Origin of the sequence: Cognatishimia maritima (assembly GCF_900129685.1) — a bacterium.
In the GTDB taxonomy this organism is placed as follows: Bacteria; Pseudomonadota; Alphaproteobacteria; order Rhodobacterales; family Rhodobacteraceae; genus Cognatishimia; species Cognatishimia maritima.
Genome location: NZ_FQWM01000004.1, coordinates 128930 through 154807, shown reverse-complemented (window position 1 = coordinate 154807; position 25878 = coordinate 128930). Strand labels below are relative to the sequence as shown.

At 57.5% G+C, this 25878-nt stretch carries 24 protein-coding genes; 15 read left to right on the top strand and 9 right to left on the bottom strand.

What is annotated here, in order from left to right:
- Positions 1-14 precede the first annotated feature (14 nt).
- Positions 15-350, top strand: a complete 336-nt coding sequence (locus BUA39_RS10615) for a hypothetical protein (RefSeq protein WP_242648581.1) — start codon at positions 15-17, stop codon at positions 348-350.
- A 30-nt stretch (positions 351-380) separates the two neighbouring features.
- On the opposite strand, the gene BUA39_RS10610 is transcribed toward BUA39_RS10615, so the two are convergent.
- A complete protein-coding gene (locus BUA39_RS10610) occupies positions 381-1118 on the bottom strand; it encodes a sulfite exporter TauE/SafE family protein (RefSeq protein ID WP_072793186.1) in 738 nt (245 codons plus the stop codon).
- A gap of 168 nt (positions 1119-1286) precedes the next feature.
- Here BUA39_RS10610 and mdh point away from each other — a divergent pair, with 168 nt between their 5' ends.
- From mdh to lpdA, 9 genes are all read left to right on the top strand, one after another.
- Entirely contained in the window at positions 1287-2249 is a 963-nt protein-coding gene (gene mdh, locus BUA39_RS10605; RefSeq protein WP_072793185.1) for a malate dehydrogenase, read from the top strand.
- A gap of 245 nt (positions 2250-2494) precedes the next feature.
- The gene (gene sucC, locus BUA39_RS10600; protein ID WP_072793184.1) at positions 2495-3688 is read left to right on the top strand and encodes an ADP-forming succinate--CoA ligase subunit beta; all 1194 of its coding nucleotides are present in this window, start codon (positions 2495-2497) and stop codon (positions 3686-3688) included.
- On the top strand, positions 3688-4227 hold the full coding sequence (locus BUA39_RS10595) for a hypothetical protein (protein WP_072793183.1): 540 nt from the start codon (positions 3688-3690) through the stop codon (positions 4225-4227). The genes sucC and BUA39_RS10595 overlap by 1 nt, the downstream gene beginning before the upstream one ends.
- 34 nt (positions 4228-4261) lie before the next feature.
- The gene (sucD, locus tag BUA39_RS10590; protein WP_072793182.1) at positions 4262-5143 is read left to right on the top strand and encodes a succinate--CoA ligase subunit alpha; all 882 of its coding nucleotides are present in this window, start codon (positions 4262-4264) and stop codon (positions 5141-5143) included.
- 201 nt (positions 5144-5344) lie between these two features.
- Entirely contained in the window at positions 5345-5926 is a 582-nt protein-coding gene (locus tag BUA39_RS10585) for a DUF805 domain-containing protein (RefSeq protein ID WP_131814598.1), read from the top strand.
- Positions 5923-8880 carry a 2-oxoglutarate dehydrogenase E1 component gene (locus tag BUA39_RS10580; RefSeq protein ID WP_072793180.1) on the top strand — a complete coding sequence of 986 codons (2958 nt, stop codon included), beginning with the start codon at positions 5923-5925 and terminating at the stop codon, positions 8878-8880. Before BUA39_RS10585 ends, BUA39_RS10580 begins: the two co-directional genes overlap by 4 nt.
- Before the next feature lie 5 nt (positions 8881-8885).
- Positions 8886-10385, top strand: a complete 1500-nt coding sequence (odhB, locus tag BUA39_RS10575; protein ID WP_072793179.1) for a 2-oxoglutarate dehydrogenase complex dihydrolipoyllysine-residue succinyltransferase — start codon at positions 8886-8888, stop codon at positions 10383-10385.
- A gap of 127 nt (positions 10386-10512) precedes the next feature.
- Complete coding sequence (locus tag BUA39_RS10570; protein WP_072793178.1) at positions 10513-10911, top strand: hypothetical protein; 399 nt, start codon at positions 10513-10515, stop codon at positions 10909-10911.
- A gap of 36 nt (positions 10912-10947) precedes the next feature.
- Entirely contained in the window at positions 10948-12342 is a 1395-nt protein-coding gene (lpdA, locus tag BUA39_RS10565; RefSeq protein WP_072793177.1) for a dihydrolipoyl dehydrogenase, read from the top strand.
- A gap of 246 nt (positions 12343-12588) precedes the next feature.
- Here the strand turns inward: lpdA and BUA39_RS10560 are convergent, their stop codons facing one another.
- From BUA39_RS10560 to BUA39_RS10550, 3 genes are read right to left on the bottom strand one after another with little or no spacing between them, the layout of a single operon-like run.
- Positions 12589-13335, bottom strand: a complete 747-nt coding sequence (locus BUA39_RS10560; protein WP_072793176.1) for a lysophospholipid acyltransferase family protein — start codon at positions 13333-13335, stop codon at positions 12589-12591.
- A complete protein-coding gene (locus BUA39_RS10555) occupies positions 13335-14180 on the bottom strand; it encodes a cell division protein FtsX (RefSeq protein ID WP_072793294.1) in 846 nt (281 codons plus the stop codon). The genes BUA39_RS10560 and BUA39_RS10555 overlap by 1 nt, the downstream gene beginning before the upstream one ends.
- A gap of 56 nt (positions 14181-14236) precedes the next feature.
- The gene (locus BUA39_RS10550) at positions 14237-14914 is read right to left on the bottom strand and encodes a cell division ATP-binding protein FtsE (protein WP_072793293.1); all 678 of its coding nucleotides are present in this window, start codon (positions 14912-14914) and stop codon (positions 14237-14239) included.
- A 101-nt stretch (positions 14915-15015) separates the two neighbouring features.
- On the opposite strand from BUA39_RS10550, the gene BUA39_RS10545 reads away from it, so the two are divergent.
- Positions 15016-16245, top strand: a complete 1230-nt coding sequence (locus tag BUA39_RS10545) for a zinc-ribbon domain-containing protein (RefSeq protein ID WP_084604919.1) — start codon at positions 15016-15018, stop codon at positions 16243-16245.
- Between the two features lie 18 nt (positions 16246-16263).
- Here BUA39_RS10545 and BUA39_RS10540 read toward each other — a convergent pair whose 3' ends face one another.
- The 5 genes from BUA39_RS10540 to argH form a co-directional block, all read right to left on the bottom strand.
- Entirely contained in the window at positions 16264-18843 is a 2580-nt protein-coding gene (locus BUA39_RS10540; protein WP_072793174.1) for a TIGR02302 family protein, read from the bottom strand.
- 40 nt (positions 18844-18883) lie between these two features.
- Complete coding sequence (gene lysA, locus BUA39_RS10535; protein ID WP_072793173.1) at positions 18884-20149, bottom strand: diaminopimelate decarboxylase; 1266 nt, start codon at positions 20147-20149, stop codon at positions 18884-18886.
- 76 nt (positions 20150-20225) lie between these two features.
- Complete coding sequence (locus tag BUA39_RS10530; RefSeq protein WP_072793172.1) at positions 20226-20576, bottom strand: DUF2834 domain-containing protein; 351 nt, start codon at positions 20574-20576, stop codon at positions 20226-20228.
- Positions 20576-20749: a hypothetical protein gene (locus BUA39_RS16830; RefSeq protein ID WP_165610521.1), complete on the bottom strand. Its 174-nt coding sequence runs from the start codon at positions 20747-20749 to the stop codon at positions 20576-20578. The genes BUA39_RS10530 and BUA39_RS16830 overlap by 1 nt, the downstream gene beginning before the upstream one ends.
- Positions 20746-22137: an argininosuccinate lyase gene (gene argH, locus BUA39_RS10525; protein ID WP_072793171.1), complete on the bottom strand. Its 1392-nt coding sequence runs from the start codon at positions 22135-22137 to the stop codon at positions 20746-20748. Before argH ends, BUA39_RS16830 begins: the two co-directional genes overlap by 4 nt.
- 21 nt (positions 22138-22158) lie before the next feature.
- Between argH and BUA39_RS10520 the strand changes: the two genes are divergently transcribed.
- The 4 genes from BUA39_RS10520 to phbB all read left to right on the top strand — a co-directional run bounded on the left by BUA39_RS10520 (position 22159) and on the right by phbB (position 25853).
- The gene (locus BUA39_RS10520; protein WP_072793170.1) at positions 22159-22722 is read left to right on the top strand and encodes a TlpA family protein disulfide reductase; all 564 of its coding nucleotides are present in this window, start codon (positions 22159-22161) and stop codon (positions 22720-22722) included.
- Between the two features lie 72 nt (positions 22723-22794).
- Entirely contained in the window at positions 22795-23616 is an 822-nt protein-coding gene (locus tag BUA39_RS10515; RefSeq protein ID WP_072793169.1) for an EAL domain-containing protein, read from the top strand.
- Between the two features lie 136 nt (positions 23617-23752).
- Entirely contained in the window at positions 23753-24931 is a 1179-nt protein-coding gene (locus tag BUA39_RS10510) for an acetyl-CoA C-acetyltransferase (RefSeq protein WP_072793168.1), read from the top strand.
- Between the two features lie 196 nt (positions 24932-25127).
- A complete protein-coding gene (phbB, locus tag BUA39_RS10505; RefSeq protein ID WP_072793167.1) occupies positions 25128-25853 on the top strand; it encodes an acetoacetyl-CoA reductase in 726 nt (241 codons plus the stop codon).
- Positions 25854-25878 lie beyond the last annotated feature (25 nt).

The window sequence follows — 25878 nt, the reverse complement described above, 5'->3', positions numbered from 1 at the left end:
ACGGAAGGGAAAGCATGAACCGACCACAGCAGAGCACAAGCCCAATGCGTCGGCTCGGCGCGAGTTGCACGCTGATCGCATCGCTTTGCACCGCCTCACCCCTTGAAGCAGAGGCGCAATGCGGCCCAAGAGACATCGTGCTTGACCGATTGGCCGAAATCTATGGCGAAAACCGGCAAGCCATCGGATTGGCCCGCGAAAACACGTTGATGGAGCTTTTCGCCAGCCAAGAAAGCGGGTCATGGACGATCACGGTGACAACGGCGCAGGGTCTGACCTGCCTGATTGCGGCGGGACAGAATTTTGAGACGGCGTTTTCCAATGCATTGGCCCACGGCAAAGACGTCTAAGGCCGTTGCCTGTCGCGCTTTTTGTGCTGCCTAGATCAGTGCCTCATAGACGAGTTTAACGCCAATGATGCCGAGAAGGGCATAAGTCATTGCAAAGAAAATACTTTCTGGCGCCATCGAATGCGCTCTCACCCCAAGCCACACGCCCAGCAATGCAAGCGGAGACAGCAGAACACCTGCCCAAAGAGTCTCTGCTGTGAAAATACCGAGATAGGCATAGGGGATCACTTTCGCTGCGTTGACCACGCAAAAGACAAACACCATAGAGGCGTGATAAGTCGTTTTATCCAAACGCTGCGATAGGAAATACATCGCTGCCGGGGGGCCACCTGCGTGGCTGGCAAAGCTGGTGAACCCCGCAACAATTCCAGCAATCCAACCGACTATGGGGGAAAAGTTGGCGTCTTTCATGCGGCTCTTTGGGATCAACTGCCAGAGAACAAATCCAAGCGCGACAAGACCAATCAACAGGCGCAGCATGTCGTCATTGGTGACGCTATAGAACACGGCCCCGAGCGCGATCCCCGGAATGGCCCCGAATGTGACAACACGTGCCCGCGGCCAATCCCACTGCTTCCAGAAGGGGCGCAATGTCCCGATGTCCATCAGGATCAGCAGTGGCAACATCAGCCCTATGGCCTGCGCCGGAGTGGTCACGAGGGCAAGAATCGCCGAGGACGCAAAGGCCGGGCCGCCCCCAAATCCGCCCTTGGCAATGCCCGCAAAGATCACTGCCAATGCCGCAACTGCAAAAAAATACCCATCCATCCTGCGGCGATCCGTTAGCGCTAAATCGTCCTGTAAGGCCGATATATACGCGATTCCCGCCGCCCCTCAACGCGTATGCGACAGGCTGCACTGCGGCAAAGGACTTGCACGAGGGACATTTAAGCCTTACCCACAAGCGCAAATTTCAACCGGATTGGAGATTTCCCAATGGCACGACCCAAGATCGCCCTTATCGGCGCAGGTCAGATCGGTGGCACCCTCGCGCACCTGGCAGCAATCAAGGAACTGGGCGACGTTGTTCTGTTCGACATCGCAGACGGCATTCCTCAGGGTAAGGCACTGGATATCGCTCAGTCCGGCCCTTCTGAAGGGTTTGACGCAGACATGTCTGGCGCAACTGACTATGCAGATATCGCTGGCGCAGACGTTGTGATCGTGACCGCAGGTGTGCCACGTAAGCCTGGCATGTCCCGTGATGACCTACTGGGCATCAACCTGAAAGTAATGAAATCCGTGGGTGAAGGCATCCGCGACAACGCGCCGGATGCGTTCGTGATCTGCATCACCAACCCGCTGGACGCGATGGTTTGGGCGCTGCGTGAATTCTCTGGCCTGCCGCACAATAAAGTCTGCGGCATGGCAGGTGTTCTGGACTCTGCGCGTTTCCGTCACTTCCTTGCAGAAGAATTCAATGTTTCCATGCGCGACGTCACAGCCTTCGTTCTGGGCGGCCACGGCGACACCATGGTGCCGTCTGTGCGTTACTCCACAGTTGCGGGCATCCCTCTGCCAGATCTGGTAGAGATGGGCTGGACCACACAAGAGAAACTGGACGGTATTGTTCAGCGCACCCGTGACGGCGGCGCGGAAATTGTTGGCCTGCTGAAAACCGGCTCTGCCTACTACGCACCAGCGACCTCAGCGATCGAGATGGCCGAGGCCTACCTGAAAGACCAGAAACGCGTTCTGCCATGTGCGGCTTATGTGGATGGTGCCTTGGGTCTAAACGGCATGTACGTTGGTGTTCCAACTGTGATCGGCAAAGACGGCGTTGAGCGCATCGTCGACATCAAGCTGAACGCAGAGGAACAGAAAATGTTCGACACCTCTGTGAATGCGGTCAAAGGTCTGGTTGACGCCTGCAAAGGCATCGACAGCTCTCTGGCCTAAGCTTTTTATCAAAAAGGCGCGGTAACCTGCCGCGCCTTTTTGGATCGAATTCAAACGCATTCTCATTTTTTGCTAATTTTGCATTTCGAATCGGGATATTCACCCGTATCTCAGAATTTGTGATCACACATTTTTTGCCTGTGATCACAAACGTCGCTTTTTTCCGAAAATTGCCAAAAACCTCTTAGTTTTCTGATAAAACTAAGGCTATACCTGTCTCAACCGCAGCAAAATGGGACAGTTTCATGAATATCCATGAATACCAAGCGAAGGCATTGCTTCGCTCATATGGTGCCCCGGTATCCGAAGGACGTGTTGTCCTGAAGGCCGAGGACGCGAAGAACGCAGCCAGCGAACTTGACGGACCGCTTTGGGTTGTCAAAGCACAGATCCACGCCGGTGGGCGCGGCAAAGGCTCTTTCAAAGAAGAAGACGCTGGTGAAAAAGGCGGTGTGCGTCTGGCCAAGTCGGTGGAAGAAGCCGCCGAGGAAGCCAAGAAGATGCTTGGGCGTACTCTGGTGACACACCAGACCGGTCCCGCAGGCAAGCAAGTCAACCGCATCTACATCGAAGATGGCTCTGGCATTGAAACAGAACTGTATCTTGCCCTGTTGGTGGACCGTCAGACATCTCGTGTGTCTTTTGTGTGCTCCACTGAAGGCGGTATGGACATCGAAGAAGTGGCCGCGTCCACGCCCGAGAAAATCCTATCCTTCTCTGTTGATCCGGCCACCGGCTTTCAGCCGTATCACGGTCGCCGCATCGCTTTCTCCCTCGGCCTAAAAGGTGGTCAGGTCAAACAGTGCGTTAAGTTGATGGGTCTCCTTTACAAAGCCTTCGTCGAGAAGGACATGGAGATGCTGGAAATCAACCCGCTGATCGTGACCGACAAGGGTGACCTGAAGGTTCTTGATGCCAAAGTTGGTTTTGATGGCAACGCCGTCTACCGCCACGCGGATATCGCCGAGCTGCGCGATACCACCGAAGAAGACCCGAAAGAGCTTGAGGCGTCTAAATACGACCTCAACTATATCGCTCTGGACGGTGAAATTGGCTGCATGGTGAACGGCGCGGGTCTGGCGATGGCCACCATGGACATCATCAAACTCTACGGTGCAGAGCCAGCCAACTTCCTTGACGTTGGCGGCGGCGCGACCAAAGAAAAAGTGACCGAAGCGTTCAAAATCATCACCTCTGATGAGAACGTGAAAGGCATTTTGGTCAACATCTTCGGCGGCATCATGCGCTGCGACGTGATCGCAGAGGGCGTTGTGGCTGCCGTGAAAGAGGTTGGCCTGCAGGTGCCGCTGGTTGTGCGTCTGGAAGGCACCAATGTGGAAGCCGGCAAAGACATCATCAACAACTCCGGCCTTGACGTGATCGCGGCAGACAACCTGTCCGATGGCGCTGAGAAGATCGTCAAAGCGGTGAAAGGATAATGAAGTCAGCCGTCACGCTACTCCTTCTTGTTTTAACTGCTGGTGCAGTGAACGCTCAATCTCTGGCGAACCGCGCAGCTCAGGTGTTTGAACAGGCTTGCTTGTCAAATCATGTGCTGGCGCTCGACAGCGGTGTGGACGTAGGACTTGGTGCGGTGGCGGCATTGCATGCGGGAAATGTGTTTGCTCACTTCGAGAAAGCAGGCAAAGCAGAGGGATTGCGCGGCACTCCTGATTACACTTTGCCTGCTAACGGTGATTACGGCATTTTTTCCTGTTTCGTGGTCTCTAAAGATTTGAGTGCGCGAGACGCGACCAATAAGTTCAACCGATTGAAAAATATAGCAGGAGGAGGCCAGAAGCCAACCTATGTCGGTCCGGCAAAGTTCGATGACGACCCCGAGCGGTACATTGAAGGAAAGCGGGCGGAGTTTGAAAGTGATGGACGCAAGCTGTTGCTAGAGCTGTTTCACTTCATGTCCGACAAGGGGCCGGTGGGTGGCCTTTACCTGAAACTAGAGCACAAGGTTTCTCGCTAGTTACGAGACCTTATACATTTAGGAGAACGCCAACATGGCAATCCTCGTAGACGAAAATACCAAGGTAATCTGTCAGGGCCTGACCGGCTCTCAAGGTACCTTCCACTCTGAACAAGCCATCGCTTATGGCACCAAGATGGTTGGGGGTGTGACCCCCGGCAAAGGCGGCATGGAGCATCTGGGCCTGCCGATCTTTAACTCGGTGCATGAAGCGAAGGCGAAAACCGAAGCGAACGCTTCTGTGATCTATGTCCCTCCTCCTTTCGCGGCGGATTCCATCCTGGAAGCCATCGACGCAGAGATGGAATTGATCGTTTGTATCACCGAAGGCATTCCAGTGCTGGACATGATGGCGGTGAAACGCGCGCTGGAGAACTCATCCAGCCGCCTGATCGGCCCTAACTGCCCGGGCATCATCACGCCTGACGCCTGCAAAATCGGCATCATGCCGGGCCATATCCACAAGCGTGGTTCTGTGGGTGTTGTCTCCCGTTCCGGTACGCTGACGTATGAGGCGGTGAAGCAGACTGCTGACATCGGCCTGGGCCAGTCCACAGCTGTGGGCATCGGCGGCGACCCGATTAAAGGCACTGAGCACATCGACGTCTTGGACATGTTCCTGGATGACGATGAGACCCAGTCGATCATCATGATCGGTGAAATCGGCGGTTCTGCAGAAGAAGAAGCGGCTGAGTTCCTCGCGGAGCAGAAGAAAAAGGGCCGTTGGAAGCCAGTGGCTGGTTTCATCGCAGGCCGCACGGCGCCTCCGGGCCGCCGCATGGGCCACGCGGGCGCGATTGTCGCTGGCGGCAAAGGTGGCGCGGAAGACAAGATCGAAGCGATGAAGTCTGCGGGCATCGTTGTGGCGGACAGCCCGGCGGGCCTCGGCGAAGCGGTCTTGAAGGCGATTGGCTGATTGCGATGCTGACAAGTTCCCCGACATTTGCCCAAAGGGCAGCGCCTGACCGCGGGCGGGGCGAAAGCCCCCGCCCATGGGGGCGGTCGGGGGCTGCCCGGCGGTGCCGGGTAAATGGCGGAATTTGAGTAATGCGTACTGCACTTGTCATCAAAGATAATTCAATAACAAGTTTGGGTTTTCTTGTTCGGAGTTTCGATCATGTTTGAAAATGCCAAAGTCGTTTTCTTTAGAAGTTTAGAGTTCAAGGGGCGTTCAGATCGCTATGAGCTTTGGAGCTTCGCTTGGCTTTTGTTTTTGACATTAATTCTGTTGACCGTGGTGAACTCAATCGTATTCGGCCCTACCGTCACCGAGAGCTTCACGGTCACTATAAGCAACGGCGTACAATCGCAGGGCATCCAAAAGAAAGTAAGCTACGACAGCGGCTGGCTTGGAATCGTACTTTATGCTGTGGTTGCCCTACCACTATTTTCAGTGTGTTGGCGCAGATTACATGATACCGGCCTTCCGGGTTGGCTTATAGCTACACCGGTTGTGGGTATGGCTACTACATATCTGATTTTCCATTTTTCAAGCGAGACAGTACAGATCGACACGGCTCACTTGCCGAACGGTTTGGACTTCCCCACGGAAATGCAAGTGCCCCAAAACCCCGCTACCTTTTTCATCGGTTGGGCGATCGCCGTTGTCTCGATGCTCGTGACCGTCGTTTTGCTCACCCGTTCATCCCAACCCGGTCCCAATAAATACGGTCCCAACCCATATGAGGTGCCAACATGACCGACCAATCCCCCAACGATCTATTTCACGCCTCCAGCTTTATGCAGGGGCACAACGCGGAATACCTCGAACAGATGTATGCGCGTTACGCCAATGATCCCAATGCCGTTGACGAAGCCTGGCAGGCGTTCTTCCGGCAGCTGGGCGATGCAGAGCTGGATGTCAAAGCAGAGGCCAGCGGCCCAAGTTGGGCGCGCAGTGACTGGCCCCCGGCCCCAAACGATGACCTGACAGGAGCGTTGACTGGCGAATGGCCCGCTCCGGCAGAGGCGCAGGCGGCTGGCGACAAGATCAAAGCCAAGGCGGCCGAAAAAGGCGTCGAGGTTTCAGACGAGGCCGTCAAACAGGCGGTGCTGGATTCGATCCGCGCGTTGATGTTGATCCGGGCGTATCGTATTCGTGGCCACCTTGTGGCGGACCTTGATCCGCTGGGTATGCGTGACCAGACCCCGCACCCTGAACTTGACCCAACATCTTATGGGTTCGCGACCGCCGATATGGATCGTCCGATCTTTATCGACAACGTTCTGGGCCTGCAGATTGCGACGATGCGCCAGATCCTTGAGATCGTAAAGCGAACCTATTGCGGCACCTTCGCAATGCAGTACATGCATATTTCCAATCCTGAAGAAGCCAGCTGGCTAAAAGAGCGGATTGAAGGGTTCGACAAGGAAATCCGGTTCACCCGTGAAGGCCGCAAGGCGATCCTCAATAAGATGGTCGAGGCCGAAGGGTTCGAGAAATTCCTGCACGTCAAATACATGGGCACCAAGCGGTTCGGTTTGGACGGCGGCGAAAGCCTGATCCCGGCGATGGAGCAGATCATCAAGCGCGGTGGCGCGCTGGGTGTGAAAGACATCGTGATCGGCATGCCGCACCGGGGGCGCCTGAACATTCTGGCGAATGTGATGGGCAAACCCTATCGTGCGATTTTTAACGAATTCCAAGGTGGCTCGTTCAAGCCGGAAGACGTGGATGGCTCTGGCGATGTGAAGTACCACTTGGGCGCTTCCTCGGACCGCGAGTTTGACGGCAACAACGTCCACTTGTCTCTGACAGCGAACCCTTCGCACCTTGAGGCTGTGAACCCGGTTGTGCTCGGCAAAGTCCGCGCCAAGCAGGATCAGCTGAATGACGACACGCGTACCTCAGTGATGCCGATCCTGCTGCATGGCGATGCGGCCTTTGCAGGCCAAGGTGTGGTGGCGGAATGTTTTGCGCTCTCGGGCCTGCGTGGTCACAAAACCGGCGGCACGATGCATATCGTTGTGAACAACCAAATCGGGTTTACCACAGCGCCGCACTTCTCACGCTCTTCGCCCTATCCGACCGACAACGCCTTGGTGGTCGAAGCGCCGATTTTCCACGTGAACGGCGATGACCCAGAGGCGGTTGTGCACGCGGCGAAAGTGGCGACGGAATTCCGTCAGAAATTCCAGAAAGACGTCGTCATCGATATCTTCTGCTACCGCCGGTTTGGTCACAACGAAGGCGATGAGCCGATGTTCACCAACCCGGTGATGTATAAGCGCATCAAAGGCCACAAGACCACGCTGTCGCTTTACACCGAACGTCTGGTCAAGGACGGCCTGATCCCGGAAGGCGAAATCGAAGACATGAAGGCATCCTTCCAGGCGCGCATGAATGAAGAGTTCGAAGCCGGGAAGGACTTCAAACCCAACAAAGCCGACTGGCTGGACGGCAAATGGTCTCACCTCGACAAAAATGACGAGGATTATCAGCGCGGGGAAACCGCGATTAAGACCGAGACTTTTGAAGAGGTGGCCAATGCGCTGACCACCGTGCCAGAGGGTTACCCGCTGCACAAAACCATCGGTCGCTTCCTTGAGAATCGCAAAAATGCGCTGGAAAGTGGCGAGGGCATTGACTGGGCCACAGGCGAAGCCATGGCGTTTGGCTCCTTGCTGACCGAAGGCTATCCCGTGCGTCTTGCCGGTCAGGACGCCACCCGCGGGACATTCTCGCAGCGGCATTCCGGCATTGTGAACCAGGATACGGAAAAGCGGTATTACCCGCTGAACAATATCCGGGCGGGTCAGGCCCAATACGAAGTGATCGACTCGGCGCTTTCGGAATATGCGGTGCTGGGTTTTGAATATGGCTACTCGCTAGCAGAACCCAACGCATTGACCCTGTGGGAAGCGCAGTTTGGCGATTTTGCCAACGGTGCGCAGATCATGTTTGACCAGTTCATCAGCTCTGGTGAGAGCAAATGGTTGCGCATGTCCGGCCTGACGGTTCTGCTGCCACACGGGTTTGAAGGCCAAGGCCCAGAGCACTCCTCTGCCCGTCTGGAGCGTTTCTTGCAGATGTGTGGTGGCGACAACTGGATTGTTGCAAACTGCACGACCCCGGCGAACTACTTCCACATTCTGCGTCGTCAGCTGCATCGCAGCTTCCGTAAACCCTTGATCCTGATGACTCCGAAATCCCTGCTGCGCCACAAGCTGGCCGTAAGCCGGAAAGAAGAATTCACCGATGGGTCCAGCTTCCACCGCGTGCTGTGGGATGACGCCCAGCACGGCAATAGCGACACCAAGCTGGTGGCAGATAAAAAGATCAAACGCGTCGTGATGTGTTCGGGCAAGGTCTATTTCGACCTGCTGGAAGAACGTGATGCGCGCGGCATTGATGATGTCTACTTGCTGCGCTTTGAGCAGTTCTATCCCTTCCCGGCGATCTCTGCTGTGAAGGAGCTTGAGCGCTTCAAAGGGGCCGAGATGGTCTGGTGTCAGGAAGAACCCAAGAACCAAGGCGCTTGGACCTTTATTGAACCCAACATCGAATGGGTTCTGGAACGGATCAAAGCCAAACACACCCGTCCGGTTTATGTCGGCCGCGCAGCTTCTGCGTCGCCCGCAACCGGTCTGGCAAGCCAACACAAAGCACAACAACAAGCGCTGGTCGACGCCGCGCTGACCATCGAAGGGTAAATGAAATGACCACAGAAGTACGTGTCCCTACTTTGGGCGAAAGCGTGACCGAAGCCACCGTTGCCACCTGGTTCAAAAAGCCGGGTGACGCCGTGGCTGTAGACGAAATGCTGTGTGAACTGGAAACCGATAAGGTGACCGTCGAAGTGCCAGCGCCTGCCGCCGGCACCATGGGCGAGATCGTTGCGGCAGAGGGCGACACCGTCGGTGTTGACGCCCTGCTGGCGACCATCGTCGAAGGAGAAGGCGCAGCGCCCGCTCCGAAGGCAGAGGCAAAGACCGAAGCGGCGGCACCTGCGTCCTCTGGCGGCGCTAGCGTGGACGTGATGGTGCCAACGCTGGGTGAATCCGTCACCGAGGCGACCGTTTCGACTTGGTTCAAAAAGGTCGGCGACAGCGTGGCACAGGACGAAATGCTGTGCGAACTGGAAACCGACAAAGTGTCCGTAGAGGTTCCCGCCCCAGCGGCAGGCGTTTTGACAGAAATCTTGGCCGAAGAAGGCAGCACCGTAGATGCATCTGCCAAACTCGCCATTCTGAGTTCCGGTGACGGCGCAGCAGCGTCGGCCCCAGCGGCGGAAGCGGCTGCTCCTGCGGCGGCCACCGCCAGCAAAGACGTCGAAAACGCCCCATCGGCCAACAAGCTGATGGCGGAAAAAGGCATTGATGCCGCCAATGTTCAAGGCTCTGGCCGCGACGGGCGCATCATGAAAGAGGATGTCCTGAAAGCCGCAATCGCGCCAGCCCCTGCCGCGGCCCCTGCCCCGGCAGCCGCACCACGTGCGCCGGTGTCTGCAGATGACGCGGCCCGCGAAGAGCGTGTGAAAATGACCCGCCTGCGTCAGACCATTGCGAAACGTCTGAAGGATTCGCAGAACACCGCCGCGATGCTGACCACCTACAATGAGGTCGACATGACCGAGGTGATGGCGCTGCGCAATGAATATAAAGACCTGTTCCTGAAGAAACACGGCGTGAAGCTTGGCTTTATGTCCTTCTTCACCAAGGCCTGCGTGCATGCGCTGAAAGAAGTGCCAGAGGTCAACGCCGAGATCGACGGCACCGACATCGTTTACAAGAACTACGTGCATATGGGCATCGCGGCGGGCACGCCGACGGGCCTTGTGGTGCCGGTGATCCGCGATGCGGACCAACTGAGCTTTGCCGACATCGAAAAAGCGATTGCCGAAAAAGGCAAACGCGCGCGCGACGGCAAACTCTCGATGGCCGAAATGCAGGGCGGCAGCTTCACCATCTCAAACGGTGGTGTCTACGGCTCCCTGATGTCCTCGCCGATCCTGAACCCACCGCAGTCCGGTATCCTCGGCATGCACAAGATTCAGGACCGTCCAATGGTTGTGAATGGCGAGATCGTGATCCGTCCGATGATGTATCTGGCCCTGTCTTATGACCACCGAATCGTGGACGGCAAAGGCGCGGTGACTTTCCTTGTGCGCGTGAAAGAAGCGCTGGAAGACCCACGTCGTCTGCTGATGGATCTGTAATGCAAACCGACCTTCCTCACGGAGGGCTGCGCCTGAACCTGGGTGGGTGCGAAGCGCCCTCCCGTGGGGAGGGTCGTGCGCTGCCCGGCGATGCCGGGCAACTATAGACAGAAGGGGTTTCAAGCCAATGGACATTATGTCTGGACTTAGTGCCGCTTCGACCGCGATTGGCATCGCCAAAGACCTTCGAGAAATTGATCGAAGTGTGGACGAAGCTTCTTACAAACTGAAAATCGCGGAGCTCGTATCACTACTCGCTGATGCAAAACTCTCTCTTTCTGAAGCAAAGCAACAAGTCGCATCCTTAGAGGAAGAAATCCTGAATTTAACATCGGGGCACTTGTGCCCGATGTGCAGGTCTGCACGCCTCAAGCTTGTAAAAACGGAAGAATTCGAAAGATACCCAATAGCTCAACTAGGTGTCGAAAACTGGTTCTATGAATGCGAAGCAGAAAATTGCGAATTTGAGAAAAGAGAAATCCACGACCCTCATGGGGTGATACCAAAACAAGCCGCAAAACGCTAATTAGAAAACGTTGAGCCCAAATATAAAGGACCAAACATGTCCCAATATGACGTCATCATCATCGGCGCTGGCCCTGGCGGCTATGTCTCCGCCGTGCGCTGCGCCCAGCTGGGCCTGAAAACCGCCATCGTGGAAGGCCGCGAGACCCTCGGCGGTACCTGCCTCAACGTGGGCTGTATCCCATCCAAGGCGCTTTTGCACGCCACCCATATGTTGCACGAAGCAGAACACAACTTTGCGGGCATGGGCCTAAAGGCCAAAGCCCCAACCGTCGATTGGGCGCAGATGAAATCCTATAAGGATGACGTCGTCAGCCAGAACACCGGCGGTGTCGAGTTCCTGATGAAGAAGAACAAGATCGACTGGTTAAAAGGCTGGGCGACGATCCCTGCGGCAGGCAAGGTCACGGTGGGCGACACCACCTATGACACCAAGAATATCGTGATTGCGTCAGGCTCCGTGCCCTCTACCCTGCCGGGCGTTGAGGTCGACAATGACAAAGGCGTCGTGGTGGACAGCACTGGCGCGTTGGTCCTTGGAAAAGTCCCGAAGAAAATGGTTGTTATCGGCGCGGGTGTGATTGGCTTGGAACTTGGGTCTGTGTACCAGCGTCTTGGGGCCGAGGTGACCGTGGTTGAATACATGGACGCGGTTTGCCCCGGCATGGACAAAGATGTGCAGCGCACGTTCAAGCGTATCCTTGAAAAGCAGGGCCTCAAATTCATCATGGGCGCGGCTGTGCAGGGCGTGGATGCGACCAAAACCAAAGCCAAGGTCAAATACCAGCCTAAGAAAGGCGGCGACGAGGAAGTGCTCGACGCGGATGTGGTTCTGGTGGCGACAGGCCGCAAACCCTATGCCGAAGGTCTGGGTCTGGACGCGCTTGGTGTGAAGATGACAGAACGCGGCCAGATCGCTGTGGATGGCCATTGGGCAACCAGCGTCAAAGGCATCTATGCCATCGGCGATGTGATCGAAGGCCCGATGCTGGCCCATAAAGCCGAGGACGAAGGCATGGCCGTCGCCGATGTTCTGGCGGGCAACCATGGTCATGTAAATTACGGCGTCATTCCGGGTGTGGTTTACACCACGCCAGAGGTCGCCACCGTGGGCCAGACCGAAGATGCTCTGAAAGCGGCAGGCCATAAGATCAAGGTTGGCAAGTTCTCCTTCATGGGCAACGCCCGTGCCAAAGCCATCGGTCAGGCGGATGGGTTTGTGAAAATCATCGCCGACAAGGAAACCGACCGCGTGTTGGGTGCGGCCATCATCGGCCCTGCGGCGGGTGACATGATCCACGAGATCTGTGTGGCAATGGAATTTGGGGCCTCTGCGCAAGACATCGCCCTGACCTGCCACGCCCACCCGACCTATTCGGAAGCCGTGCGAGAAGCGGCTTTGGCCTGCGGCGACGGACCAATCCACGCGTAATAGGACAGCGACAGACCTCTATCAAAGGCGGCCTACGGGTCGCCTTTTTGTTGGTCGCTATGGGGCGTAAGCGGAGCGACAGGGGGACATGCAAGAAACTGCCGCTCCGCAAGTGCTGCGGTCAAATCCGCAACGTCGCGCCTAACAGGATTGGGGATACCGGCATGCGCCACTTCAATGTAGGGCGCAAATTGGCGGTGTCTCTAAACAGATGTCTCACAAATGCGTGTGCGCGTCTGACGGGCGTCACAGGCCGGGCTGGCTCTCTGTCGCAATCTGAAACCCTGCATCTCGCATCAAGATATCAGATCGGGTTTCGACCCTAGTCTCTAGCCGCGTCATGAAGGTTTTTTGATCAAGCCCTGCGGGGATTGGTTCCAAGAACTCGACAACGGCATGGCCGGGTTTGCGCAGGATGCCGCGTTTGGGCCAGAAGACGCCCACATTGGTCGCGGCGGGCACGCAGGTTTGGCCGAGTTGCTCATATAGCACATAGGTGCCGACCTTATAGGGCGCTTTCACGCCCGGAGCGATGCGCGTGCCTTGTGGATAGATGATCAACTGCCCGGGGTTGCTGCGGCCTTTGCGCACGTCCTCGGCCATCTTTTTGATCGCCTTTCCGCGCTTGCCGCGGTTGACCGGCACGCAGCCGATGCGCAGGGCATATTGGCCCAAAATCGGCGCATACATCAGCTCTCGTTTCATAATGAACTTGCCGGCGGGCAGCGTGCCCATTAGCAGAATGATGTCGAGAAAACTTTGGTGTTTGGAGGCAACGATGACCTCGCCCTTGGGCACCGGGCCGCGCACTTCGGAGGTCAGTCCGACCATCCAAGACAGCGTCCAGCGCACCCATGCGCAATAGCATTTCATGCCAAAGATTGCAGCTTTGCGGCTCAGGAGCGCGGGGATAAAAAACGTCAGGCCCATGATGGCCATCATCAGGTACATCTGGATGATAAACAGCAGAGAACGCATCCATTGCAGGGCCATCAGCGCAACTCCTTCAACGTTCGGCGGGCGGCGGTGCCCGTCGCGATAAAGCCGACGATGGCGGCCAAGATCGGGATCAACAAGAGCCACGCGGCGCTTAGGCCCTGAAAGCCAAGGCCGGTCAGAAAGCCGCCTTGTTCCTGTGCGGCTGGCAGAAGGAACAGCGCCAGAAAGCCGACGAAGCTGCCAGCGGTGGCTCCATAAAGCGCGCGCAGGGTAAAGCGACGCACAAAGGCTTTGGCGATATAGCTGTCCTGCGCGCCAACCAAGCGTAAGACGGCGATGATTTTGGCATTCGCGGCCAGCGCAGCCTGCGCGGCAAGGGTGATCATTGCTGCGGTGACCAATGCAATTAGGCCAATGGACAACAGCCCCAACAGACGCAGGCGTCCGGCGGCCTGTTGTAGCGGCTTACGCCAGCGGGTGTGGTCATCAAGGATTGCACCGGGCACCTCGGCCTGCAAGCGCAGGCGCAGGCCTGCCGCGTCATAGCCTTCGGGCGTTTCTTCGATGGCAATCAATTGCGGGATCGGCAGGTCTTCGACCGGTAAGTCCGGCCCAAACCACGGGGCCAATAGGGCGCGCTGTTCATCCGGCGACATGGCCGTCGCCTGTGCGATGCCGGGGGTGGTTTCCAGCACCTTCAATGCGGCGGCCGTTTGCGCTGCCATTTGTTCGGCCGGGGCGGAGATGCGCAGCGTCGAACTTTGGGCCAGCTCCTGCCCCCAGCGCTGCGCCAGACGACCAGAGGCCAAGGAAAGCGCAATCGCAAAGACCGCCAGAAAGGCCATGGCCGCAGAGGCAAACAAGGTCAGCCGTGCGGTGAACCCGGTGGGCGGCACCATACGGTCCGCCTGCGCGTCTCCGACAAAAACAAAGATGATATTGTTCAGGAGCGCCTTCACAGATCCGCCCCCGCCAGTTGGACGTGACGGTTTGCAATCCGAAGCACCCGTGCCTGCACCTTGGCTTTGGCCGCACGGATCAGATTCATGTCGTGGGTTGCGATGATGACGGTTTTGCCCATCTTGTTCAGCTCGATTAGCAGCTGCAGCAAACGTTGTGACATCTCCCAGTCGACATTGCCGGTGGGTTCATCTGCCAACACGAGGTCGGGCGACATGATGACGGCCCGCGCAAGCGCTGCGCGCTGGCGTTCCCCACCCGACAATTCCGGCGGCAACGCCTTGGCACGCTGCTTGAGCCCGACCCAAGACAGCAGCTCCTTGAGGTTCGCCACCTGCTCTAGGTCGTTGCGGTCAGAGACCGTCAGTGGCAGGGCGACATTGTCCGCGAGCGGCAAGTGATCCAGAAAATCGCAATCCTGATGCACAACACCAATGCGGCGGCGCGTCATGGCGTGGGCATCCCGATCCATCGTGCGGACATCTTGGCCAAACAGGCGCGCCTCTCCCGCCGTCGGGGTCAGATCGCCATAGCACAATTTCAGAAACGTGGTTTTGCCCGCGCCTGATGGACCCGTCAGGAAATAGAAGTCCCCCGGCTGAATCGTCAGGTCGATTTCGCTTAGCAATTCTCCACCGCCATAGCTGTAGGCGACGTTGTTTAACTCGATCACGGGGGCCTCAATCACAATTTGCCCTGTTGTGCCGCAGCATCGTCTTGGTTGCAACGCATCCTAAGCGGCCTTTGCACTTTCCTGCGCAGGCAAAGCACAATATGTTGTGGAAAAGGCCATGCAATCTGGGGTTTTTAGGGGTCATGCGGTTAACTTGTCCAAATTGCGATGCGCAATACGAGGTTCCAGACGATGTGATTCCTCAGGAAGGTCGCGATGTGCAATGCTCAAACTGCGGTATGACGTGGTTTCAGCAGGCATTGCAGACGGAGGCCCCGCTTCCGGTGCCGGAGACCGTTAGCGACGATGTAGACGATGATCTGGAAGAAGACATCGAGTTCGCCGAGCAGGAGGACACCACCCAAGACGCCAGTCATGAGGGCAGCCCAGAGGCTTCGCCCGAGCAGGTCGCCGAGGCGCTCAGGGCGACCATCCGGCGTGCGCGCGCCACTCAGATTCAGGAAGAGGCAGAGGCCCACACCCCGGATGGGGATGCGCCAGTTGAAGAGACCGATCCTGTTGATGCCGATGCTCCGCGCGATGATTTTGAAGCCGAACTGGATGCCGCACTGGACGGCGTAACCACGGATGATGGGGCAGCGCTGGAAGCCTCAGCGCCAGAGCAGACCGAGCCAGTTCAGACTGAACCCGAGGTGGCACCGCACGAAGACTTGCCAGAGCCGGAAGACACGCAGCCAACGCAGGACGATGCGGTCTACTACGAGCCGACTGAGGACGCCGAGCCGGAAGATACGCCAGAACCTGTTGCACAGCGGCGGCGCACGATTGACCCGACCGTTGCGACGATCCTGCAGGAAGAAGCCGCGTTAGAGGTTGAGCGTCGGGCCGAAGAAACGCTGGAAAGCCAGCCGGACCTCGGGTTGGATGAAACCCAAGACGATGCGGCCAAACGGGCACAACAAGCCAAGGAACGCATGGCGCGCATGCGGGGTGTTTCGCCTGAAGAGATGGACCAGCCTCCAGAACCGATCCCGGCCAACTCACGACGCGATCTGTTGCCTGATATCGAAGAAATCAACTCGACTCTGCGCGCCACTGAGGATCGTAAACCCGAAGAGCAACCGGATGGGCGCCCCACCCTGAACCAAAGACGTGCCGGTGGGCGGCGCATCGGGTTTGCTTTGGCGCTGCTGCTGGTGGCCTTTGGCGCGCTGGTTTACAGCGATCCGGCCTTGATCAGTGACAATTTTGCAGGGCTAGAAAAATGGGTCGCAGCCTATGTGAATTTCATAGACACGATGCGCATTCGCCTGGACTCACAGGTCACGAAGCTGATGCTGTGGCTGGATAGCCTGTCGGCTGGGGCCTAACGCCCCGTATCGCGGTTCTTAGAACCGATCAAGCAAACGTTTCAGGTAATTGCGTTCCAGCTCGGGGCGTTCCCCCTCGCCCGCGCGGCGACGGATTTCCTCGAGCAAGTCCTGCGCGCGGCGGTAAACATCTTCACCTTGCAGCAACCCCTGTTCGGTGCCGGGCATGCCTTGCTGCCCCGGATTGCGCCCAAGGGGATCGCGTGCTGCGCCGGGTGAATTCTGCGCCTGCCCTTCTTGGCCGCCCTGCTGCTGGTTCTGCGCCAAGGCTTCCCCAAGGCTGCGCATGCCCTCACGCAGCGCTTCCATCGCTTCTGACTGCTGGTCAATTGCCTCGGCAAGGTCTTGGTTCCGCAGCGCCTCTTCGGCGCCATCCATGGCTTCTCCCGCACGGCCAAGCGCCTCGCGCGCGGCATCGCCTTCGGGGGTGCCCTGACCGGGCAGGCCGTTGCGCTGACGCTCCAATTCTTGCCGGAGCGCTTGTTGCCGGTCAGCAAGCGCGCCTTCCAGCCCCTGACCTTCTTGGCCCTCACCGCTTTCGCCTTCGCCCTGACCAGAGCCGCCTGTGCCGTCATGGGATTGCCCACGGCCCTCACCGCCAGAATAACCCTCGTTTTCAGAGTTCTGACCGGCGCGGGCGTTGGGATTGAATTGTTCCTGTAATTGGCGGAAGGCCTGATCGCTAAGACCTTGCTGATTGCGGAGGGTTTCACCCAGTTCGTCCAGCGCCTGTTCGCCCGGCGATGGCTGGCCTTGTCCACCCTGCGTCACACGCATGTTTTCCATCAGCCGTTGGAATTCCTCAAGCGCCTGCTGCGCTTCGGCCATGCGACCCTGTTCCATCAGTTCCTGAATGCGGTCCATCATGCGTTGCAGATCATCCTGCGTCATTTGCATGCCGTTCTGCGGCTGCTGCTGGTTCTGCGAGAATTGCTGATCTTCGCTATTGCGCCGCGCCAGTTGCCGCAGGTAGTCCTGCGTGGCTTCGCGCAACTCTTGCATCAAGCGGTCGATCTCTTCCTGCGAGGCTCCGTTCTTCATTGCCTCCGCAAGGCGCTCCTGCGCGCGCGCCATGCGTTCTAGCGCGTCATCCAGATCACCTTCTTCCAACTCAAGCGCAAAGGCCCAAAGTTCGTCGGTGATCTCCAAGCGGTCCTCATCTGGCAAGCCAGCAGGCAACACCCGTTCCAAATGGCGCAGGATCGTGCGCAGACGCAGATAGTCTTTGTCTTTGCGGAAAATGCCTTCGTCTGGGCGGTGCGAGATCGCGCGCATCAGTTGGGCAACACGCGGGCCGTTCTCCCGCGACCACAGAAGGTCGCGGCGCAGTTCGACAAGGGCGTTCGCCAGCGGATCAAAGAATCGCCGTGCAGGCAAGTCGAAGTCGACGGTCATCGGCATGCTGTTCTGACCAGCGGCATCGGTGACCTGCAGAGTCAGCGTGACCGGAAGGTGTGCCCAAGCGTGGGCAGAGAAATCGTCAATCAGCGTCTCATCAAAGGCATCCCGCGTGCCAGCGATGGGCAGGGGAAGCTGCATCGGCACCGGTGCAGTCTCTTCTGGCTCTGGTGCCAATCCATGCTGACGCAACACCGCACCGAGGTTCAGTGCCATAACGGCGGTGCCGCTGGCGACTTCATAATCATCGCTGGCGGAAAACGGCAGGCTCATTTCCCCGCGCGCAGAGGTTTCGACGTCACCAACCGTCGTCAATTGCGGCGGGTGATCGGGGACAAGCCCAATCGACCAACTGCGCCCATTCGCACCTGCGATTTCCAGGGTGCCCTCTTGTTGAACGGAAAAGCTTTGCGCTGGGTCGGCCGCGCTTGGCACCTCAACCCGCGCAGAGACGGTTTCATTCACCGTCAGCGTGCCGATTTCACCATACAGACGCAGCGTGACGAGGCTGTTTTCTGGCAGTTCCAAAGAACCCGCGGGCTGGTCATTCAGGTACAGCGTTGGCAGCCCCGTATAGCTTGGCGGGGTGATCCACCCCTCCCAAGACGCCTCTGCAAGGCTGGGCGTTGCGCCCCCCGGTGCCATGGCAGAGACGCTCGACATCCGACTGACGCTGCCAAAAAGCAAAGCCACGGCCAGCAGCAGCAAGGCGGTAAACCGCAGACCAAATGGGTCTAGATGGGAGACCGCCCAATTCGGCTTTGGCGGTCGGGCATTTGCAGCGCGGTCCGCCATGCGGGTTTGATGTGCGCGCCAGATGGCGGCTGTTGCTGGATCGGCGTCCCCCATCGCGGGGTGGTCCATCAGCGATTGCACCGGACGACCCGGCAGCGTGTCATCCAGCCGAATAAGCGCTTCGTTTCGGCTTGGCAGGGTCACTTGGCGCGCGCCGCGCCATGTCAAAAACAGAAGCGCCGCAAGGCAGATCAGCCCGATGGACCACACGGCCTCGACGGACATCGCATCCTGAACGCCCATCATCAGGGCGGCAGAGACAACAAAGATCAGGGACCAAACAGGCCAAAAAGCGCGAATCACGCGTTCGGAAAACAAGCCCAGTCGCGTCAGCGACAGAACCCAAGACAGCTTGCTTAGGACGGTCTTCGCGCGGTCGGGCCGCGCATCGTCATACCGGGCCATAGGCTCCCATTCCGGTGGCTATGGGCGGGATTGCCCCAAATCAGAGCCACTCTGGGATGGTATCGCGATTTATCATTTCGTCAAAGGTCGGACGTCGGCGAATAACCGCAAATTGATCATCTTTCACCAGAACTTCGGGAATCAAAGGCCGGGTGTTGTATTCGCTGGCCATAACCGCGCCATAGGCCCCGGCAGAGCGGAAGGCCACCAGATCATCGGCTTTGACGGTGGACATGACCCGTCCTTTGGCAAAAGTGTCGCCGGTTTCACAAACCGGACCCACGATGTCGTAACGTGCAGGCTCTTCGCCTGGCGCAGGTTCAACCACCGGGATGATATCGTGATGGGCATCATACATCGCCGGGCGGATCAGGTCATTCATCGCGCCATCGATGATCATAAACTGGCGGTCTTCGCCTTCTTTCACATAGATCACTTTTGACACCATGATCCCGGCATTGCCCGCGATCAGGCGGCCCGGCTCGATCTCGATCTCGCAGCCCAGATGGCCGAGGGTGTCTTTGATCATCGCGCCATATTCAATCGGCAACGGCGGCGCAGAGTTGGAGCGTTCATAGGGAATGCCGAGACCACCGCCCAAATCCAGCCGCTTGATATTGTGCCCGTCGGCGCGCAGCGCTTCGGTCAGTTCGGCAACCTTTTGATAGGCGAGCCGAAAAGGTTCCAATTCGGTCAATTGGCTACCAATGTGCACATCAATGCCGACGACTTCCAAACCCGGTAGGCTTGCCGCATGGGCATAGACGTCTCGTGCACGGCTGATAGGGATGCCGAATTTGTTCTCGGATTTGCCAGTTGCGATTTTGGCGTGGGTTTTTGCGTCCACGTCGGGGTTCACCCGCACGGTAATTGGCGCTTTCACACCCAACTCCAGCGCAACCGCGTTGATCACCGCCATTTCTGGCTCTGACTCAACGTTGAACTGGCGAATGCCTCCGGTTAGCGCTTCGCGAATTTCGTCGCGGGTCTTGCCAACGCCGGAAAAGACGATCCGATCGCCCGGCACACCTGCTGCTTTGGCGCGCGCATATTCGCCGCCCGAAACCACATCCATGCCAGCACCCAGTGCTGCCAAGGTTTTCAGGATCGCCTGATTGCTGGCGGCTTTCATGGCGTAGCACACCAGATGTTCGGTCCCGTCGAGCGCTTCGTCAAAGAGGCGAAAGTGACGTTCCAAAGTTGCCGTGGAATAGCAATAGAAAGGCGTGCCGACCTGCGCCGCGATTTCAGCGACGGGAACGTCTTCAGCAAACAATGCTCCGTCTTTATAGAGAAAATGATCCATCTGGCGGCACTCCGGCGAAATTGGGCGAATTTGGTTTTGCCTGTCTTAGGCACAAGCCCTGTGGCTTGCAATCTTATCAGCCCTGCAAAGACGATGAATTTTTGTGTCCGCGTCCAAACAGAAAGAAAAGAAACAACGGCAGGCCGCAGCTGACCCCGATGCAGAAGGTGGCCGGGAGGGCAAGCAGCCAGTGCCACTGGCGATGCCGCAGGGTTTCAACAACCACCCAAAGCGTCAAAGCAAGGGCCGAGATCGTCAGATCCCAGACAAGGCCACTTGTGGCGTCGTTCACGTGCCATGCGTCAATCATCCCTGCGAGGTCAAATCCATTGTCGGCAAACCACGAAAGGAAATAGGCCATTGGGTGCACAGCGCCCCAGATGGCCAAAAGCAAAAAGACCCAGCGTAGGCTGGATCTTTCAAACATCAGAGGCTGACCCCGACAGACACGGGGCCTTTCTTGACCCCAACGCGGGTTGACGTGGAAAGGCCGCTCGGGCTGATCCCAATGCCAATCCCCGCTGTCGGTTGCACCGGCGCACCATCTGCGCCGCAGCTTGCCAAGAAGCTGATCGTGATCAGCGCAGCAATCCATTTCATCCCAATAGGTCCTTCCAACGGGCAACCTGTTTGCGCACTTCGCTTGGGGCGGTGCCGCCGTAGGATGTGCGCGAGGCCACAGAGTTATGCACCCCAAGAACGCCAAAGACATCCTCGGTAATGTGCTCATGCACAGATTTCATATCCTCTAGCGTCAGATCAGGCAAATCACAGCCGCGGGATTCTGCCATGGCAACCAAAGTGCCGGTCACGTGGTGGGCATCACGAAATGGCATGTTCAGCGCCCGCACCAGCCAATCAGCAAGGTCGGTTGCCGTCGAGAACCCACTGCCCGCTGCCGCTTCAAGGCTGTCGCGGTTGGCGGACATGTCTTTGACCATGCCTTCCATGGCGGCCAGTGCCAACATCAGGCTGTCGGCAGCATCAAAGGTCTGTTCTTTGTCTTCCTGCATGTCCTTGGAATAGGCCAACGGCAGACCCTTCATCACGATGGTCAGCGCGGTATTCGCCCCGAAAATCCGGCCAATCTTGGCGCGGATCAGTTCAGCGGCATCCGGATTTTTCTTTTGCGGCATGATGGAACTGCCAGTAGAGAAGCGGTCAGACAGCGTCACAAACCGGAACTGCGCCGAGGACCAGATCACCAGCTCTTCGGACAAGCGGCTGAGGTGGATGGCACAGATTGACGACGCCGAAAGGAAATCGAGCGCAAAGTCGCGATCCGATACCGCGTCCAGAGAATTCGCCGCGGGGCGATCAAAACCCAGCGCCTCGGCTGTCATATGGCGATCAATCGGGAAGGACGTCCCGGCCAGCGCAGCCGCGCCAAGGGGGGATTCGTTCATGCGTTTGCGCGCGTCGACAAAACGGCTGCGATCCCTAGCCAGCATCTCGACATAGGCCAGCATATGATGCCCCCATGTGACCGGCTGCGCGGTTTGTAGATGGGTAAAGCCCGGCATGACCCAGTCGGCACCGGCTTCGGCCTGCGCAACAAGCGCCTTCATCAGCGCCTCAATACCAGCAATGGCCGCGTCCATCTGGTCGCGCACCCAGAGTTTGAAATCTGTCGCCACCTGATCATTGCGCGACCGGCCCGTGTGCAAACGGCCTGCGGGTTCGCCAATGATCTCTTTCAGGCGCGCCTCGACATTCATGTGGATGTCCTCGAGCGCGGCAGAGAAATTGAACTTTCCGCTGTCGATCTCTGACAAGACCGTGAGCAGCCCTTCCCTAATCGCTTCGGCATCCTTATCCGTAATGATGCCTGCCTTGGCCAACATCGCCGCGTGGGCCCGCGAGCCAGCAATGTCCTGTGCCGCCATCCGCTGATCAAACCCGATCGAGGCATTGATTGCCTCCATGATCGCGTCTGGACCGGCGGCGAAGCGGCCACCCCACATCTGGTTCGAGGATTTGTCTGTCATGTCGTGTCTTTCGGAGGAACTATGCGTCTGTTTCGTTTGAGCGTGCTTTATATGGCCTTGGCCCTTAGCGCAAATGTTGCGTCAGCGGATATCGAAGCCGCCACTGCCCTGCGTGAGGGTGATATGAAGAAACTGGTGTTTCACCCCGAAGCTATGACAAGCTCTGAGGCGACATTTGTTCACGAGGATGGTGGCGAAGGGCAGCTTTCGGATTATCGCGGCAAATATGTGCTGCTGAACTTTTGGGCCACTTGGTGCGCACCCTGCCGTCACGAAATGCCAATGCTTTCAGAGTTGCAGCGCGAATTGGGCGGCGACAATTTTGAAGTTGTGACACTGGCAACTGGGCGCAACATGCCGCCTGCGATGGCGAAGTTTTTGGATGAAATCGGCGTCGACAACTTGCCGCAACACCGCGACCCAAAGCAGCTTTTGGCGCGCGAAATGAAAGTGTTTGGCCTGCCGACCACCATGATCCTTGATCCCGACGGAAATGAAGTCGCGCGCCTGCGCGGTGACGCGGATTGGTCAAGCGACAGTGCCAAGGCTGTGTTGAAAGCGCTGATTGGCAGCGGCGAAGGCTAATTTCGCCGCAAATTTCCCTTTAACGGCTTGTTTATCCCTCTGGGCCTTAATGGCTTTATCGGAGGGTCATGCATGGGCAAGCGACAGCGCGCTATCAAGAGCAGCCCGCTGGATCACGCGATTGAAACGCGTGATCTGGCGGTGGTCGATATGGTGGCTGCAGCGATCCGGCACAAAGATGTGCTGCTGGCCTTTCAACCCATTGTTCAAGCGAAAGACCCGACAAAAGTTGCCTTCTTCGAAGGGCTAATCAGGGTGCTGGATGAAACCGGGCGTATCATCCCGGCCAAAGATTTTATGGCAACACTCGAAGACACCGATTTGGGGCGGCAGTTGGATTGCCTTGCGCTTGAACAGGGGCTGAAGACCCTCACCCAAGCACCGGACATCCGCATTTCGATAAATATGTCGGCCCGGTCCATCGGCTATGGCCGCTACACACGCACGCTAGAACAAGCGCTTTCCGAACGACCAGAGGTCGCAAGGCGTTTGATTCTAGAGATCTCTGAACCCTCCGCCTTGCAGGTGCCCGAGGTGGTGATGGATTTCATGGACAACTGCCAAGGCCGGGGAATCGCTTTTGCCTTGGATGACTACGGCGCAAAACTGACGTCCTTCCGACATTTCAAAGAGTTTTTCTTTGATATTGTCAAAGTCGATCGCCAGTTCTGCCAAAAAATAAGCACCGACTATGAAAACCAAGTGATTGCCGGCGCGATTTCGCACATTGCGCGGCAATTCGGCATCTTCACAGTTGCGACACATGTCACCAGTATGGATGATGCTAATACCCTTGCATCGCTTGGGTTCGACTGTCTGCAGGGCTTTCTTTACGGCGCTCCGACGGTCAATCCCCCGTGGGACAAGAACGAAAATTCCAAAAAAGTCGCGTAGCTCGCAATTTTCTTTCGAAAACGGCACGCTTCGTGTTGTCGCTCCCTCGCAAATCCGATAAAGCAGCCTTTGGAAGGGGATCAATATGTGTCCCACCGATGGACGCATGTTTTGCATCTTGAGAGGATCGACGAATATGACAAACGTAGTAATCGCCTCGGCTGCCCGGACAGCTGTTGGTAGCTTTGGCGGATCATTCGCAAACACTCCCGCGCATGATTTGGGCGCAGCAGTGCTTGAAGCGCTGGTGGAGCGCGCAGGGATCGACAAGTCTGAAGTGTCTGAAACCATCCTCGGTCAAGTTCTGACCGCAGGTCAGGGTCAGAACCCGGCGCGTCAGGCGCATATTAATGCGGGCTTGCCACAAGAAAGCGCCGCATGGAGCATCAACCAAGTGTGCGGCTCAGGCCTGCGCGCGGTTGCATTGGCGGCACAGCACATCCAACTGGGTGACGCGTCCATCGTTGCAGCGGGCGGTCAGGAAAACATGACCCTTTCGCCGCATGTGGCGCACCTGCGTGCGGGCCACAAAATGGGCGATATGAAATACATCGACTCGATGATCAAAGATGGTCTGTGGGATGCGTTCAACGGCTATCACATGGGCCAAACCGCTGAAAACGTTGCGAACCAGTGGCAGATTTCTCGTGAGATGCAGGACGAATTCGCGCTGGCGTCTCAGAACAAAGCCGAGGCCGCACAGAAGGCTGGCAAGTTTGACGATGAGGTCATCGCCTTCACCGTGAAGACCCGCAAGGGCGACATCGTGGTCGACAAAGACGAATACATCCGTCACGGCGCAACCATCGAAGGCATGCAGAAACTGCGCCCAGCCTTCGTGCGTGAAGGCGGCTCTGTGACGGCTGCGAACGCATCTGGCATCAACGACGGCGCGGCAGGCGTTTTGCTGATGTCCGCAGATGACGCCGAAAAGCGCGGCATCACCCCAATGGCCCGCATTGCGTCTTACGCCACTGCCGGTCTGGACCCATCCATCATGGGTGTTGGCCCAATCCACGCGTCTCGCAAGGCGCTGGAAAAGGCGGGCTGGTCTGTTGGCGACTTGGACCTTGTTGAAGCCAACGAAGCCTTTGCTGCGCAGGCCTGTGCCGTGAACAAGGACATGGGTTGGGATCCAGCCATCGTGAACGTCAATGGCGGCGCGATTGCGATCGGTCACCCGATTGGCGCCTCGGGCTGCCGCGTCCTGAACACACTGCTGTTTGAAATGCAGCGTCGCGACGCCAAAAAAGGCTTGGCAACACTGTGCATCGGCGGCGGCATGGGTGTCGCGCTCTGCGTTGAGCGCCCATAAGTCTCGGACGCCTTGTAACAATCGTGAAAAGGGCGTCCCGCATGGGATGCCCTTTTTTTGTCACTGCAATCAAGAAGCGCACTGGACTTACGGATTGTCGGCGATCATACCAATTTGACGACGAAACAATCTTGCACATTGAGCGCGCGTTACGTAACAGAATTACTAGAAGAATTACTCATACTGGAGGAAGACCATGGCAAAAGTAGCACTCGTCACCGGCGGTTCACGCGGCATCGGAGAAGCGATTTCCAAAGCGCTGAAAGCCGAAGGATACGAGGTTGCGGCAACCTATGCTGGCAACGACGAAAAAGCCGCTGCCTTTACCGCAGAGACCGGCATCAAGACCTACAAATGGAACGTTGCCGATTACGACGCCTCCAAAGCAGGCATCGCGCAGGTCGAGGCGGACCTTGGCCCGATTGACGTGGTTGTCGCGAACGCTGGTATCACCCGCGACGCACCTTTCCACAAGATGACGCCTGAGGCATGGAAAGAAGTCGTCGACACCAACCTGACCGGCGTTTTTAACACCGTGCACCCGGTTTGGCCTGGCATGCGTGAGCGCAAGTTTGGCCGTGTGATCGTGATCTCTTCGATCAACGGTCAGAAAGGCCAGTTTGGTCAGGTGAACTATGCAGCGACCAAAGCGGGCGATCTGGGCATCATCAAATCCCTGGCCCAAGAAGGTGCCCGCGCAGGCATCACGGCGAACGCGGTTTGCCCGGGCTACATCGGCACCGAAATGGTCCGCGCAATCCCAGAGGAAGTTCTGAACTCTAAGATCATTCCGCAGATTCCAGCAGGTCGTCTGGGTGAACCAGAAGAAATCGCGCGCTGCGTGACCTTCCTTGCGTCCGAGGATTCAGGGTTCATCAATGGCTCGACCATTTCGGCGAACGGCGCACAGTTCTTCGTCTGATTACTGCCGTCGGTGAAGACAACAA